This is a genomic window from Burkholderia sp. AU33545, from assembly GCF_020419685.1.
GTDB lineage: Bacteria > Pseudomonadota > Gammaproteobacteria > Burkholderiales > Burkholderiaceae > Burkholderia > Burkholderia diffusa.
On sequence record NZ_JAIZRQ010000004.1, the window covers coordinates 487,140 to 501,249 of the forward strand.

Annotated in this window: 14 protein-coding genes; 5 read left to right on the top strand and 9 right to left on the bottom strand. The window is 66.7% G+C overall.

The genetic code is table 11. The features are described 5' to 3' along the window. Nucleotides 1-3 precede the first annotated feature (3 nt). Nucleotides 4-696 carry a C39 family peptidase gene (locus LGM71_RS16120; RefSeq protein WP_175816251.1) on the top strand — a complete coding sequence of 231 codons (693 nt, stop codon included), beginning with the start codon at nucleotides 4-6 and terminating at the stop codon, nucleotides 694-696. An 8-nt stretch (nucleotides 697-704) separates the two neighbouring features. Beyond that, on the top strand, nucleotides 705-1,415 hold the full coding sequence (locus LGM71_RS16125) for a hypothetical protein (RefSeq protein WP_226115354.1): 711 nt from the start codon (nucleotides 705-707) through the stop codon (nucleotides 1,413-1,415). Nucleotides 1,416-1,511: 96 nt separating this feature from the next. On the opposite strand, the gene LGM71_RS16130 is transcribed toward LGM71_RS16125, so the two are convergent. The 6 genes from LGM71_RS16130 to LGM71_RS16155 form a co-directional block, all read right to left on the bottom strand. After that, entirely contained in the window at nucleotides 1,512-2,888 is a 1,377-nt protein-coding gene (locus LGM71_RS16130; protein WP_413226884.1) for an acetate kinase, read from the bottom strand. A 612-nt stretch (nucleotides 2,889-3,500) separates the two neighbouring features. Further along, nucleotides 3,501-5,168, bottom strand: coding sequence for a GMC family oxidoreductase (locus LGM71_RS16135; protein WP_226115355.1), 1,668 nt, complete (start codon nucleotides 5,166-5,168; stop codon nucleotides 3,501-3,503). A 17-nt stretch (nucleotides 5,169-5,185) separates the two neighbouring features. Then, complete coding sequence (locus LGM71_RS16140; RefSeq protein WP_226115356.1) at nucleotides 5,186-6,403, bottom strand: mandelate racemase/muconate lactonizing enzyme family protein; 1,218 nt, start codon at nucleotides 6,401-6,403, stop codon at nucleotides 5,186-5,188. After that, on the bottom strand, nucleotides 6,400-7,731 hold the full coding sequence (locus tag LGM71_RS16145; RefSeq protein ID WP_226115357.1) for an MFS transporter: 1,332 nt from the start codon (nucleotides 7,729-7,731) through the stop codon (nucleotides 6,400-6,402). Before LGM71_RS16145 ends, LGM71_RS16140 begins: the two co-directional genes overlap by 4 nt. Before the next feature lie 114 nt (nucleotides 7,732-7,845). Beyond that, complete coding sequence (gene aldA, locus LGM71_RS16150) at nucleotides 7,846-9,270, bottom strand: aldehyde dehydrogenase (protein WP_226115358.1); 1,425 nt, start codon at nucleotides 9,268-9,270, stop codon at nucleotides 7,846-7,848. 361 nt (nucleotides 9,271-9,631) lie between these two features. Further along, entirely contained in the window at nucleotides 9,632-10,570 is a 939-nt protein-coding gene (locus LGM71_RS16155; protein ID WP_174910187.1) for a LysR substrate-binding domain-containing protein, read from the bottom strand. A 225-nt stretch (nucleotides 10,571-10,795) separates the two neighbouring features. On the opposite strand from LGM71_RS16155, the gene LGM71_RS16160 reads away from it, so the two are divergent. Then, nucleotides 10,796-11,671 (top strand): LysR family transcriptional regulator, encoded by an 876-nt coding sequence (locus LGM71_RS16160; RefSeq protein WP_226115359.1) that lies wholly within the window; start codon nucleotides 10,796-10,798, stop codon nucleotides 11,669-11,671. A gap of 92 nt (nucleotides 11,672-11,763) precedes the next feature. On the opposite strand, the gene LGM71_RS16165 is transcribed toward LGM71_RS16160, so the two are convergent. The 3 genes from LGM71_RS16165 to LGM71_RS16175 form a co-directional block, all read right to left on the bottom strand. Further along, a complete protein-coding gene (locus tag LGM71_RS16165; RefSeq protein WP_226115360.1) occupies nucleotides 11,764-12,129 on the bottom strand; it encodes a hypothetical protein in 366 nt (121 codons plus the stop codon). Continuing rightward, the gene (locus LGM71_RS16170) at nucleotides 12,126-12,851 is read right to left on the bottom strand and encodes a hypothetical protein (RefSeq protein ID WP_226115361.1); all 726 of its coding nucleotides are present in this window, start codon (nucleotides 12,849-12,851) and stop codon (nucleotides 12,126-12,128) included. Before LGM71_RS16170 ends, LGM71_RS16165 begins: the two co-directional genes overlap by 4 nt. A gap of 239 nt (nucleotides 12,852-13,090) precedes the next feature. After that, nucleotides 13,091-13,231, bottom strand: coding sequence for a hypothetical protein (locus LGM71_RS16175; RefSeq protein WP_226115362.1), 141 nt, complete (start codon nucleotides 13,229-13,231; stop codon nucleotides 13,091-13,093). Between the two features lie 231 nt (nucleotides 13,232-13,462). On the opposite strand from LGM71_RS16175, the gene LGM71_RS16180 reads away from it, so the two are divergent. Then, the gene (locus tag LGM71_RS16180; RefSeq protein WP_174910026.1) at nucleotides 13,463-13,720 is read left to right on the top strand and encodes a type II toxin-antitoxin system ParD family antitoxin; all 258 of its coding nucleotides are present in this window, start codon (nucleotides 13,463-13,465) and stop codon (nucleotides 13,718-13,720) included. Continuing rightward, on the top strand, nucleotides 13,717-14,016 hold the full coding sequence (locus tag LGM71_RS16185) for a type II toxin-antitoxin system RelE/ParE family toxin (protein WP_174910024.1): 300 nt from the start codon (nucleotides 13,717-13,719) through the stop codon (nucleotides 14,014-14,016). Before LGM71_RS16180 ends, LGM71_RS16185 begins: the two co-directional genes overlap by 4 nt. The last annotated feature ends 94 nt before the right edge of the window (nucleotides 14,017-14,110 follow it).

A 14,110-nucleotide genomic window follows, 5' to 3' on the forward strand; every position in this document is an offset into this window, starting at 1 on the left:
GCGATGAGACAGGTTGCCGCAGCGTGCATCGCGGCGCTCGCGTACGCGCTAGCCGGCCAGGCTGCACAGGCGGACGAGATGACGGTCGTCGATCCGGCGGGCGCCGGTTATACGATGCATGTCACGAGTCTCAAGGAGGCGCGCTTCAAGCGCACCGTCAAGCAGCAGTTCGATTTCAGCTGCGGGTCGGCTGCCGTCGCGACGCTGCTGACTTATCAGTACGACTATCCAATGACCGAGCAGACCGCCTTCGCCCAGATGTGGGAGAACGGCAATCAGGAGAAGATCCGCCGGCAGGGCTTCTCGCTGCTCGACATCCGGCGTTTTCTCGACGCGCACGGCTTCGTCGCGGACGGCTACGAGCTGCCGCTGCAGACCCTCGCCAAGACGCACACGCCGGCGATCGTGTTGATCACCGAGCACGGCTATCACCATTTCGTAGTGGTGAAGGGGCTGCGTGACGGGCGTGTGCTCGTCGGCGATCCCGCCACCGGCACGCAGCCGATGTCGCTGGCGAGTTTCGAGCAGAAGTGGGAAGACCATGTGATTTTCGTGATCCACAACCGGCCCGAGCTGGCGGTGTTCAACGACCCGCGTGACTGGCGCGTCGCGCCCAGCGCGCCGCTCTACACCGGCATCGCACGCGACGGCCTGTACAACGTCGTGATGCCGAAGCACGGCCCGGGCGACTTTTGAGGACCGTCATGAGATCCGAGACCAGGAAGATCGCCGGCATCGCCGCGATGGTGTGCGGCGGTGTGACGTCCGTGAGTGCGGCGGCGATGCAGGACGGCGCGCCGGCCGCGACCGTCGAGCCTGTCGCGCAGACGAGCGGCGTCGTGCCGGCATCCGCCACGAGCGCGGGCGCCGATACGGTGCCTGTGGAGTCGCGGGCCGGGGGGGCGCCGATCCTGCGTGCCGCGCCGCTCGCGATGGCGGAGTGCGCGGCCGGGCCGCCGGCCCCGGAACCGGGCGGCGCGCAGGAACGGAACTGGCCGGCAGCCGGCGCGATCGCGCTCAGCGACGCGCGCCTCGATGCGATGCGCGGCGGCTTCGATATGCCGAGCGGCCTGAAGATTTCGTTCGGCGTGTCGCGCGTCGCGTTCGTGAACGGCAATCTGGTCACGACGACCAACTTCAACATCCCGGACATCAGTCATATCACCGCGCAACAGGCGCAGGCGCTGGCGGCCGCGAACGCGGGCGCGCTGATCCAGGTCGGCGCCGGCAACGCCGCGCAGCCCGCCGCGCTGCCGGCGCTGACCGGCGCGGTGATCCAGAACACGTTGAGCAACCAGCAAATCCAGGCGATCACGACGATCAACACGACCGTCAACACACTGTCGGCGTTCAAGAACCTGAACGTGATGTCGACGCTGAACAATGCGCTGATCGGCGTGTTGCCGGGACGATGAAGCGGCGCTGAGCGACCCATGAACGACAGATGAGCGGGCCGTGGCACGCCGCGGCCGGCGTGCGTCGCGCGGGCCGCCGTCGGCACATGCGGGCGGTCAGAATGCAATCGGCACGCGCAGCGTCATGACCACGTCCGGCGTGTCGCGCGTGAGGCCGGCGCCGATCGACAGATTCAGCGTGGTTTTCGGCGACAGCCGGTACGAATAACCGAGGAGCAGCGAACCCAGGATCACGCGTACCGAGCTGGGCACCGTCTGGCCGTTCTGTTTCGTGGGCAGCACGATGCTCTGGTCGTAGCCGAGGCTCACCGACGCCTTCTCGTTCAGAGCGAGGCCCATGCCGATATTGAAACCCCAGATGTCGCCGGGCTGCACTTTGCCGATGAAGTCCTTCTGCCCATCGCGAATCGTGAGGCTGAGATTGTCGCGGCTGAAGCTGTGCAGATAGCTCACGTTGCCGAAGAACACCACCGGGTCGGACGGAAAGAGCCACGTCAGGCCCGGCTGGATCGCGTAGAAGCCGGAGCCCGTCGGCTGCTCGAGCGGCAGGCCGGTGCCGGTGGCGTTGCCGACGCAGCGCGTGACGCAATCGGTGACGACGTCGAACGGGCTCTTGCCGGTGGCGGTCTTGAAGCGCAGCCAGCCGATGTAATAGAACTTGTCGGGGCCGCCGGTATTGAACTGGTAGCGCAGCGTCATTTCGACGTCGCCGAGGCTTTTGCCGTGGCTGTTGAACGCGTTGTCCTGGGCGGTGCCGGTGAAGATCTCGCGGCTGATCGTGTCGTTCGTCGAGTACACATAGGGGACGCGGACTTCGACTTCCATCCGGTTGGTGATCCCGTAGCGCACCGCGACCGCGCCCGTCAGCGTGGTCGTCTTGACTTCCCGCACGTCGACCAGGCCGATCAGCAGCGCCGGGATGATCGTGTAGCCGACGAGTGCGACGCGGTCCGACGACGAATAGCTGAACTGGAACGACGGCTCGACGACGAACTTGTGCTTCGGCGTCAGCACGCCGGGCTGATCGAAGATCGGCGCGACGGGCGGCGGTGCGGTTTCCGCCACCGGCGCCTGGCCGACCGGCTGGCTCGGCGGCGCGGCGGACCCGGCCGCGGATTGCACGTTGCCTGGGGCGTTGCCTGCCGTGCCGGGCGCGCCGCCCGGGGCGCCGGTAACGGCCTGCGTCGCCGCGTCGCCGGCGCCGCCGGCATCGCCGGGGCCCGCGCCGCGCCGGGCCGCGAGTTCCCGGTTGTCCAGCGCCCGGCTCAGGCGCGAGAGATTGGCTTCCTCGTCGGCCAGCTTGCGCTTGAGCGCGTTCAGTTCCTGCAGATGGTGGTCGACTTCCTGGCGCAGCGCGGAAATGTTCTCCTGCGTCGACTGGGCGTCCAGCGACTGCGCCTGCGTTTGAGCCTGAAAGAGCAGCACGCTTGCATAGCTGATGGCATGGATGCAGCGAAATGGCATGCGTTTCACGGTGCGTCTCCACGATCGGGCCTGCGGTTCCCCCGGTGCACACCGACGGCAGGCCGGCGCGCGCGTTGCCCCGGATCGCTTCGCGCCACGTCAAGCGCTTGCTGAACGCGCGTCACATCGCACGCGAGCCAAAGGATGTCTCTGGCGGCATCGATGTGCGTGATCGAACGCGATGAAACTTCGGCAACGAGGCCGCGCGCCGACACCGTATTGTCGTGTGCACAACGTCACCACATCGTCACGTCCCGCCGGCCGAGCGACGCGGGGGCAGACCTCACGAGGCTAGTGCAGGCCGGCATCGAAAGCCAACCAGACAAACCCTTGCTCGCGTACGGCGGACAACGGACGACACGGCGACACCCGTTTCGCGGGGACTTTCGTCACAACCGAATGCACGTTTCGAGCCTGTGTACGCCGGCTGTGCGGCGTGTTCATGGCAGTGTTTTCCCGTGTGCCGGCGGGCATGGTTCCGACCTGACGAGGCATGGCGCCGCCCGCCGTTGCCGGAGACGCGATCGCACGGAAATCGCGCGCTCCCTTCCTTCCGCGGGGCGCGTCGATTCCGCTGGAAACGGTTCGCGCCAGGGTTCGCGCGAGCGTCGGGCCGCCGCGTCACTGCGGGACGGTTTCGCGGGTGCGCATCGGCACGCCGGCGGTTTCCGCGCGTTGCGCGTCCGCCAGAATCAGATCCGCGCCTTTCTCCGCGACCATCATCGTCGGCGCGTTGATGTTGCCCGACGTGATGTTCGGGAACACCGACGCGTCGACGATCCGCAGCGCCTGCAACCCGTGCACGCGCAACGATGCATCGACGACCGACGTCGCCGCATCGGGCCCCATCGCGCACGAGCCGCACAGGTGGTAGATCGAACCCGACTGCTCGCGGAAGTACTGCAGCATCGCTTCGTCGGAGCCGACCTGCGGCCCCGGCGAGATTTCCTCGACGGTCATCGACTTCAGCGCCGGCGCGCGCATCAGCGCACGGATCACCTTGCTGCCCTGCACGGCTTCGTCGAGATCCTTCTGCGTGGTCAGTGCGTTGATGCGGATCTTCGCGGCGTCTTCCGCGCGGTTCGTTGCGATCTCGATCGTGCCGCGGCTCGTCGGCCGGCACGGGTTGAACGCGATCAGGAAACCTGAATACGGCTCGGGCTTGATGCTCGCGCGGTCGCTCTTCGGAATCCGGTACGACAGCGGGTTGAAGTAGAGCTGCAGGTTCGGCTCGCGCGTATCTTCCGCGCCGCGGAAGAAGCCGCCGGCCTGGTTCACGCTCATCGCGAGCGGGCCGCGTTTCGTCAGCAGGTAGCGCAATCCGATCTTCATCTTGCCGAGCAGCGTACCCATCTCGTCGTTCAGCGTGGGCCGGTTCGCCTTGAAGTAGAAGCTCACGCACAGGTGGTCCTGCAGGTTGCGGCCGACCGCCGGCAGCGCATGCACGAGCGGCACGCGCTGGCGCGCGAGCAGCGCCGGATCGCCGACCCCCGACAATTGCAGCAGCTTCGGCGTATCGACGGCGCCGGCCGCGAGGATCACCTCGCGCGCGGCGACGAGCGTCTCGTCGCCGTTTGCGCCGGCCACGACCACGCCGGTCGCGCGCGTGCCGTCGAACGTCACGCGCCGCACCAGCACGCCCGAGCGCAGCGTGAGGTTCGCGCGGCCCAGCGCGGGCCGCAGGTACGCGAAGCTGCTCGAACAGCGTTCGCCGTTCTTCGTGTTCAGGTCGTAGATGCCCGCGCCTTCGAACTGCGCGCCGTTGAAGTCGTCGGTGCGCGGCAGGTTCAGTTGCGCGCAGCCCTTCAGGAACTCGTGGACGAGCGGATGCACGTCGGCCTTCATCGACGTGATGTGGATCGGCCCCGTCGTGCCGTGATGCTGCGGGTCGGTCGCACCGGCGGCGTGGGTCTCGAGCTTGCGGAAGTACGGCAGCACGTCGTCGTACGCCCAGCCCGGATTGCCGGCGTTCGCCCAGTCGTCGTAATCGCTGCGCTGGCCGCGCACGTAGACCATCGCGTTGATCGACCCCGATCCGCCGACCACCTTGCCGCGCGGGCAGTACAGCTTGCGCTCGGCGAGCTGCGCTTCGGGCTCGCTGTAGTACATCCAGTTGTAGCGGCGGTTGTAGTAGGTCTTCGTGAAGCCGACCGGCACCTTGAACCAGAACGACGCGTCGCGTTCTCCCGCTTCGAGCAGCAGCACCGAATGCCGGCCCGATTCGCTGAGGCGGTTCGCGAGGATGCAGCCGGCCGAGCCCGCGCCGACGATGATGTAATCGTAAGTCATGGTCGCGTTTTTCCTGGTCAGCCCTTCGCGGGGGCGAGATCCTTCACGTCGACGGGCTTCTCCCCCATCTGAAGGTGCAGCCGCTCGCCCGTGTACGGCGTATGGCGGCGCACGACGTCCATATCGAGCTCGATGCCGAGGCCCGGCTCGTTCGACGGGATGATGTAGCCGTCTTCCCAGCGGATCGGCGTCTTCACGACTTCGGCATGGAACCCGCCCCACGTCATGATGCTTTCCTGGATCAGGAAGTTCGGCGTGCAGGTCGCGAGCTGGATGCTCGCAGCCGCGCCGACCGGCCCGTTGTACAGGTGCGGCGCGATCTGCGCGTAGTGCACTTCCGCGAGCGTCGCGATCTTCTTCGCTTCGAGCAGGCCGCCCACGCGCGCGACGTTCAACTGCAGGATCGACGCGCCGCCCGCCTGCAGCAGCTTGTGGAATTCGTACTTGGTCGTCAGGCGCTCGCCGGTCGCGATCGGAATCGACGTGTGCTTCGCGACTTCGGCGATCGCTTCTTCCTGGCCCGGCGGCACGGGTTCCTCGAACCACAGCGGGTCGTATTTCTCCAACCGCTTCGCCAGCCGGATCGCCGACGACGGCACCATCTGCCCGTGCGTGCCGAACAGCAGGTCGGCCTTGCTGCCGACGGCCTCGCGCACGCGGCGGCAGAACAGCTCGCAACGGTCGAGCACTTCGAGCGACAACTGGTGGCCCGAATAGGCCGTATACGGGCCGGCCGGGTCGAACTTGACGGCCGTGAAGCCGAGCTTCACGTTCTCGGCCGCGCATTCGGCCGCGAGATCGGGATCGTCGTAGTCGTATTCGCCGTTCGCGTTTTTCGGATACAGGTACGTGTACGAGCGCAGCCGGTCGTGGATCTTCCCGCCGAGCAGTTCGTACACGGGCTTGCCGGCGGCCTTGCCGACGATGTCCCAGCACGCCATCTCGAGGCCGCTGACGACGCCCATCATCGTGAGGTCGGGCCGCTGCGTGAAGCCGCTCGAATACGCCTGGCGGAACAGCCGCTCGACGTGATGCGGGTCGTGGTTCAGCAGATAGCGGTCGAACACGTCGTCGATGATCGGGCCCATCGCCTTCGGGTGGAACGTCGCCGAATAGATCTCGCCGACGCCTTCGATTCCATCGTCGGTCTTCAGCTTCACGAAGATCCAGTACATCCCGCCGACATGCGGCGGCGGCACGGAAACGATGTGGGTTTCGAGCGAAACGATCTTCATACGGACTCCTTGATGCTGTTGAGGCGATATTTGAGGAACGCGGCCGCGCCCGCGCCGCAGAGCGCGATCGCCGCGATATAGCCGAAATAAAGCTGGTAGCCGTGCGCGCCTGGCCAGGTCTGCGTCACGTAGCCGTTGATCAGCGGCACGAACACGTCGGGCGAATAGCCGAGCACCGAGATCAGGCCGATCGCGAGGCCCGCGCAATGCGTCGGCACCTTGCAGTCGTCGAGCAGCGACCAGTACAGGCCGCGAATCGCGTAGGTGAGGATGCCGATGAACAGGACGAGCACGACGAGCATCGCCTGCGGGCTGTGCGGCGGCGCGGCGATCAGCCCGACGAGCGACAGCGCCGCGAGCGTGAGCGCCCAGAACAGTACGGACACCTTCGATACGCGGTCGCCGAGGAAGCCGCCGCCGATCCCGCCGACGGGACGCATCCACAGCTTGAGCGTCGTGATGAAGCCGGCCGCCGTCGCGCTGAGCCCGAAGTTGCCTTCGTGCAGGTACGCCGAGAAGCTGTAGGTCGCCCAGAACACCTGGTAGCCGCAGAACACGATCGCCGCGACGAGCCACAGCTCGGGAATCGCCGCGAGCGTCTTCAGGTCGGTCAGCACGCTGCCGGTGCGGCGCTGCCGGGCCGCCGCGCGATCGCCCGCGCGCGATTGATCCTTCACCAGCGCAAGCACTACGCCGAGCGCGATGCAGAAGAACGCATACAGGTGCACGACGAGCTTGAAGCCGGCCGCATCGGTGCCGCCGTGCGCCTGCGTCACGTACGCGAACAGCGTGATCGCGATCGTCGCGAGCAGCGCCTCGACGAGCCCGCGGCCGCCGTCGAGCAGCCCGAAGAAGCGGCCCTGTTCGTCTGGCCCCGCGATCATGTTCACGCGCTTGATCACCGCCGCCCAGAACGTGAGGCCGGTGGTGAGCCCCCAGCCGCCGAAGATCGCCACGAGCGTGTTGAACGACGGCCCGGTCGCATAGACGAGCCCGAGCGCGCCTGTCGCGAGCAGCGAGAAGCAGATCAGCCAGCGCGGCGACAGGCGGTCGGCAAGCCAGCCGCTCGGCAGGTAGCTGATGAGGAAAATCGTGCCGAGCGACGAATACAGGTAGCCGAGCTGCACGTCGTCGATACGGAAGAACTGCAGCATCGTCGGCTGGTACACCTGCCGCAGGTACAGCATCGGGTAGATGGCGCCCGCGGCGATCACGAGCAGGAGCAGTTGCAAGTAGCGTTGCGCGCGCGAGTGTTGCGACGCGTGTGCGTCTTGCGTTTCGTCCTGCAACGCGAGCGACGCGGCGGGTGTCGACGGTTGGGTCGGCATGATGTCTTCCTCCATCAGACTTCCTTCAAGCGGAGGTCTGCAGATATGTTTTGTGTTTGATCGGATCGGGGGCGGCGCGCGCGGCGGTGTCGTGGCCGCGCGCGCCCGGGTGCGTCAGTACTTCATGACGACGAGGCGCGTCTGCGTGAATTCGAGCATCCCGTGCTTGCCGTCGTCGCCGCCGAGGCCCGAACGCTTCCAGCCGGCGTGGAAGCCCTGGTACGGATCGGCCGGCGTGCGATTCACGTACAGCTCGCCCGCCTCGATCGCGTTCGCGACGGTCATCGCGGTGCGGTAGTTCTCGCTGTACAGCACCGACGACAGCCCGAACTGGTGGTCGTTCGCGAAGCCGATGGCCTCGTCGATCGTCCGGTAGCGCAGCACGGGCATGATCGGGCCGAAGGTTTCCTCCTGCACGATCTCCATGTCCTGCCGGCAGTTCGTCAGCAGCGTGGCCGGGTAAAAGAAGCCGGGGCCGTCGGGGATCGCGCCGCCGGTTTCGAGCGTCGCACCGGCCGCGACCGCGCGTTCGACCATCCCGTGGATGTGCGCGCGCGCCGATGCGCTGACGAGCGGGCCCATGTTCGACGGATCGGCTGCGCGGCTGCCGCTGCGTACCGCGCTCATCTTTTCCTTCAGCAGCGCGACGAAGCGGTCGTGCACGCTGTCGTGCACGTACACGCGTTCGATGGCCGTGCAGAGCTGGCCGCAGTGCGTGGTTTTCGATGCGACGAGTGCGGCGGCCGCGCGTTCGAGGTCGGCATCGGGCTCGATGATCGCGGGCGTCTTGCCGCCGAGTTCGAGCGACGGCTTCGCGATGTTCGCCTTGCAGTAGTCGAGCACCTTGCGGCCAGCGTTTACGCTGCCCGTCAGCGTGATCATGCCGACCGCCGGATGCGTGCACAGCGCCTCGGCCGTCGCGTGGTCCATCGTCAGGATGTTGACGACGCCCGGCGGGAAACCCGCGTCGTCAGCGGCCTTCGCGATCTCGAACGCCGACACCGGCGTGTGGTTGCTCGGCCGCACGACCACGGTGTTGCCGGTGATCAGCGCGGGCGCGACCTTGCGCAGCAGCGTGTAGACGGGATAGTTGAACGGGATCAGGCACGCGACGACGCCGATCGGCTCGCGCTGCAGGAACAGGTTCTCGTCGGGCGCGTCGCTCGGGATGATCTCGCCCTCGATCCGGCGCGCCCACTCGGCGTGGTAGCGCGTGATCTGGCCGGCGTAGACGGCTTCGTTCGATGCGTCCTCGAGGCTCTTGCCGGATTCCTGCGCGAGCGCCGCGCCGATCTCGGGTGCGCGTGCGGTCAGCGCGTCGGCGAAGCGGTGCAGGTACGTGGCGCGCTCGGCGCTCGGCAGCTTGCGCCAGGCTTTCTGCGCGGCGGCCGCGGCGTCGACGGCGGCGAGCGCGTCGGCCGGCGTCGCGGCCGGTACGCGCGCGAACGGCGCTTCGGTGGCGGGATTGTGGACGACGATGGTCGCGTCGCTTTCCGGGACGACGAAACGCCCGTTGATGTAGTTGCGTTCGATGCGCATGAAATGACTCCTCCGATGGATGCAGGCGGATCGCTTCGGGTGGCGAAACGCGCGGCACGGGACAGAAGCCATTCTGTTCATGCGTTTAGCGCACGACAAACGACTTATTTTCGCGTCGAGCATGAGAAAAACGCACGTTACTCGACGAATCGGCCGGATTCGCCCGTCCGGCAAGGCCGGTGCGGTGGTGGGGGCAGGGGCGGGCGGCGGCCGCGCCGCATTTTCCGATTGATCCGGATGCGGACGGGCGTGGAAGCCGGTAAGGTGTCGCGCGTTGCCGGCGGCCGGGGGGGACGGGGCGGGGCGGCGCTGGGGCTTGGGTCGGCGCTGAGGCCGAGGCTGGCCGGGGGCGGATCGTGCGCTAGGCCAGCGGCACCTGCGGCAGCGGCGACGACGGTTCGAGGTGGCGCTTCGCGAGCCACACTTCCTGCTGCAGCCAGTCGCGGAACTGCACGATGTGCGGCAGGTTCGTCTGCTCGGGGCGCGTGACGAACCAGTACGACTGGTGGCCGTCGACGTGCACGTTGAGCACCTGCATCAGTTGCCCGGTCGCGAGCTCGCGCGCGACCATGTGGCGATCGGCGATCGTGATGCCGAGGCCGTCGATCGCCGCGCGGATCGCATGGTCGAGCAGGTCGAATTCGTAGCCGCCGCGCGTGTCGACGTCGGCGATGCCGGCCGCCTTCAACCAGTGTTGCCAGGTCAGGTAGCGCTGGTCGTCGGTCGCGAGCACGTGCAGCAGCGTGAAGCGGTTCAGGTCGATCGGCGCGCCGTCCTGTTGCAGCCGCGCATACAGCGCGGGCGCGCAGACGGCGATATGCTGCTCCTGCATCAGCAGCGCGTTGTCGAAGCCGTCCCATTCGCCGTCGCCGAACCGGATCGCGCAGTCGAGCACGCGCGATTCGCCGAGGCTGTCGTGAATGCGGGTCGTGAGGCTCAGCTCGAATTCAGGATGCGCGTCGCGTAGCCGGCCGAGGCGCGGCATCAGCCAGCGCGCGGCAAAGGTTGGCGGCACGTTCGCGCGCAGGCGGTTCAGGTGGGTTTTTTCCTGCAGGCTGCGCACGGTCAGCTCGATCTTGTCGAACGACTGCTGCAGCGCGCGCAGCAGCACGCGGCCGGCCGCCGTCAGTTCGAGCTGGTGATGGCGGCGCTCGAGCAGGGTTTCGCCGAGCTGGCCTTCGAGCTGACGAACCTGACGGCTCACCGCGCTCTGCGTCACGTTGAGCAGTTCGGCCGCGCGCGTGAAGCTGCCGGTGCGGCCGGCCATCTCGAAGGCTTTCAGCGCATTCAGCGCCGGCATCTTGCGTCTCACGGGGCGGTGTCGTGTGTGGTGCGGGATGCTTATTGTAGGTGGGCGGCGGGCGAGACGGGGACGATGAATGATGCGGCGGGTGCACGTCGCCGCGCGCGCCGGACATCGGGGTTTTCACGGCCTGACGGGCGGCGCGCTTTTCTGCGATAAAGCTGCCCGCGGAATTGCCGGCAGGGCCGGCCGACAGCCGGACGAAAGAGAGGAACACACATCATGCGACGCCTGCCATCGTTGATCGCGCTGCGATTTTTCGAGGAGACCGCGCGTCACCTGAGCTTCAATCGCGCGGCGGTGTCGCTGTGCGTGACGCAAGGCGCGGTGAGCCGGCAGATCCGGCTGCTCGAGGAAGCGCTCGGCACGCGCCTGTTCGAGCGCGATCACAAGGGCGTGCGCCTGACCGATGCGGGCCAGCGGTTGCTGCCGTTCATCGGGCAGGCGTTCGACACGATCGAGCGTGGTGTCGGCGAAATCGCCGCCGCGCGGCCTGGCGCGAAGCGGCGCCTGATGGTGTCGCTGCCGCCGACGTTTGCGACGCAGTGGTTTTCGCCGCGGCTCGGCACGCTCGCGGAGGCGTTGCCGGACGTCGAGCTGTCGATCCGCACGGAGCCGGCCGACGATTGCCATTGCCACATCCGCTTCGGGCGCGCGGCGAGGCCCGGCATGCAATCGGAGTTGCTGATGATGGAGCGGCATGCGCTCGTCGGCGCGCCGCGCTATCGTGGCGACGCGCTCGATGCGCTGTTCGGCCGGCTGCCTTCGCTGCATGTGCTGCACGAAGGCAGGCGCCTGATGCTGTGGGCCGACTGGTGCGAGCAGGCAGGCGTCGACGTCGCGCGGATCGGCGACGGCATCGAGTTCTCGACGCTCGAACAGGCGATCCGCGCGGCGCGCAAGGGCGCGGGGCTCGCGGTCGTCGACCTGAACATGATCGAGGAGGAGATCGGCGAGGGCAGCCTCGTGCGGCTGTCGCCGGTGCAGCCGATCGGGCCGTTCGGCTATTGGCTCGACGTCGAGCCGGAGAGCATCGCGGTCGAGCATGTGGAGGCGTTCGCCGCGTGGTTGAGGGGGCAGGCGGCGCGGAGGGGGTAGGCGTGCGTGCGGATGGCCCTTGGATCGTGATGCGGCATCGATCATGGCGACGAAGTTCGTCGATCGCTCACACGGAGATTCCCCCCAAACTGTCAGAGAGTGTCACCAACTGCGGAGTACAGGTCGGGATCCAGGCCGAAATGCATGAAAGTCTCCCGGCCACCGATGGCCTTGGCCTCGGCTTCCGAGATGATGGGCAACTTGCACTTCGACGGATCGATGCGTCCCACGTTGAAGACTTTCCTTGGCAGCGGGGGCACCGGCTCGCTGGCGGGCCATGCGGCCGACTCGAGGGTGGACGTACGCGCGAGACTGCGACGGAGTTCGTTCGCGAGGAGTTCCTCGATGAGTCGCCTCATTTCCGCGCGCCAGACATGACGATTCCCGCTCACGCGACTGCGCGCCACCGGCGGTCGTACGATCCGGAACCCCGCGATTGGATTGCGTTTTTCTGTCATCCGTAAATCCCCTTCTCGATCAAGTAATCCCGCAGTGTCAACACGGATGCGCGATGCGGCGCAACGTCGAATGTCACCCACCGATGTGATCCGGCGACTCGCCAGAAAGCTCGCCCGAACGGGGTCGCATAGAGTGTGCGCAGGGAGCGAAGCGACCCATCGGCCAACCCGACCGGATATCCCTGGAAATACTGGAACAGGGCTGCTTCGTCTGCGTGCGCGCCAGGAATGGGGGCATCGAAGCCGAACCTCGGCCACGGGTAGTATCCCTGCAGCCGTGGCCCACCAGGTTCCGGCGGTGATTTGCGGCCGCCCATTGCCAAAGCGGTGATTCGGGCGATGCCCAACGTATCACACGCCCGGACGATTCGCCAAAGCATTGCCGCGCCGAGTCCGGCTATTGCGCCGTCGGCCAGATCGATTGCACGGAGTTCGAGCACCCGCGTATCGGCGGTTCGGAATACGGATATCCGGTTTTCCGATCGGATCAACGTCGGGTGGGTGACGGCGAATGTCAATTTGCCGGCGCTATCGAGATAGGCCTGAACATCCGACCCGGCCGGCGCGCCGCATAACGAGACAAGAAATGCGTCCGGAATTTCGTTATCCACGCCAAGCAATGATGGGATGTCCAGATCGTTTCGTTCGATCGCCAGCCGATCATCGAAAAACGTCGCCTCGTAAGGCAGTGCGTGACTGAGATCGACATGATGGGCGGGCATGGCTGCTGACGAGGAACGCAAAGCCCCAGCATATCGTCGTGAACCCGGCCGGCCGAGTCCGCCGAACGGCCAAGTCGAACGCGCGGAGACCCACGCCCCCGTCTGCTTTACGACCCGTCGAACGTCCGCAACGCAACGCGGCCGACCGGTTCGTAGAACAAAGGAATCCAGTCGGCGTCCATCGCACGGTACGCCCGGCCGGTCACGCCGGCGATGAGTAGATGAATGCAACCTTGCCGTCACGAATCGACCGCCGACAGGTCGATCGACACGAGCGGATGCAGATGACGCGCCGGCGCGGCAGCGGGCTCGGCGAACACGTCGGCGTCGGACGGATAGGCCTTCAGGCCAGGTTGTGGCGCGACGACGTCTTCAACCATGATCGGTGTTCGCACGGTGAGGGTCCGGCAACGCTGTGCGAGAGAAGGCGATCGCCTGACGAATGCCCGGTGCCGCCGCAGTCTGCCCGTCGCGCGTCCCGTCCATCCATCCGCCCGATCGGCGGCACCTGCATGCAGGCGCACCGACCCGTCTGGAGTTCATCCCCTTGATAACAGTTGATAACCAGGTTACGCTGCATGCATCGAATTCAACGCAGTCGGGAGGTCGACATGATCAGTGCCGAACTCGGCCAGCAACTGGAGGCTTACGTCGCGAAGCTGGTCGAATCGGGGCGCTACGGCTCCAAGAGCGAAGTGCTCCGGGAAGGCGTGCGCCTGATTCAGGATCGCGAGGCTCAATTGAATGCGCTGGACGCGGTGATCGCGCGCAGCCTCGCCGATGCGGAAGCCGGACGCGGCGCCGATGCGGAGGAAGTGTTCGATCGCCTCGACGCGAAGTATCGGGCCCAGGCGGATCGTCAGGCATGATCGTCCGCTTGTCGGACTTCGCGATCGCCGAACTCGAAGCGATTGCCGATTTCATCGCGCGTGACAATCCGCAACGGGCCGTGACTTTCGTGCGCGAGATTCGCGACAAGTGTCTGGGCCTTGCCGGGATGCCGTTGGCGTTTCCGCTGGTGCCGCGCTTCGAGCGCCACGGCGTGCGGCATCGCGTGTACGGCAACTATCAGATCTTCTATCGGGTCGTCGGCGATCCGCCGACGCGGATCGACATTCTTCACATCCTGCACGGCGCGCGGGATTACGCGTCGATTCTGTTCTGAGCGGGGTCGCGAGCCCGGTCTTCTCGCCGCGAACCCGAAAAACCACCGGCCAGCACGCAAGAACCCGGCCTCGGCCGGGTTCGTTCAAATCGTA

Bases quoted from the DNA above. Each gene is read 5' to 3' on its own strand.
- LGM71_RS16120 (WP_175816251.1), top strand. From the start codon at position 4: ATGAGACAGGTTGCCGCAGCGTGCATCGCGGCGCTCGCGTACGCGCTA.
- LGM71_RS16125 (WP_226115354.1), top strand. From the start codon at position 705: ATGAGATCCGAGACCAGGAAGATCGCCGGCATCGCCGCGATGGTGTGC.
- LGM71_RS16135 (WP_226115355.1), bottom strand. From the start codon at position 5,168: ATGACTTACGATTACATCATCGTCGGCGCGGGCTCGGCCGGCTGCATC.
- LGM71_RS16140 (WP_226115356.1), bottom strand. From the start codon at position 6,403: ATGAAGATCGTTTCGCTCGAAACCCACATCGTTTCCGTGCCGCCGCCG.
- LGM71_RS16145 (WP_226115357.1), bottom strand. From the start codon at position 7,731: ATGCCGACCCAACCGTCGACACCCGCCGCGTCGCTCGCGTTGCAGGAC.
- aldA (WP_226115358.1), bottom strand. From the start codon at position 9,270: ATGCGCATCGAACGCAACTACATCAACGGGCGTTTCGTCGTCCCGGAA.
- LGM71_RS16155 (WP_174910187.1), bottom strand. From the start codon at position 10,570: ATGCCGGCGCTGAATGCGCTGAAAGCCTTCGAGATGGCCGGCCGCACC.
- LGM71_RS16160 (WP_226115359.1), top strand. From the start codon at position 10,796: ATGCGACGCCTGCCATCGTTGATCGCGCTGCGATTTTTCGAGGAGACC.
- LGM71_RS16165 (WP_226115360.1), bottom strand. From the start codon at position 12,129: ATGACAGAAAAACGCAATCCAATCGCGGGGTTCCGGATCGTACGACCG.
- LGM71_RS16170 (WP_226115361.1), bottom strand. From the start codon at position 12,851: ATGCCCGCCCATCATGTCGATCTCAGTCACGCACTGCCTTACGAGGCG.
- LGM71_RS16175 (WP_226115362.1), bottom strand. From the start codon at position 13,231: ATGGTTGAAGACGTCGTCGCGCCACAACCTGGCCTGAAGGCCTATCCG.
- LGM71_RS16180 (WP_174910026.1), top strand. From the start codon at position 13,463: ATGATCAGTGCCGAACTCGGCCAGCAACTGGAGGCTTACGTCGCGAAG.
- LGM71_RS16185 (WP_174910024.1), top strand. From the start codon at position 13,717: ATGATCGTCCGCTTGTCGGACTTCGCGATCGCCGAACTCGAAGCGATT.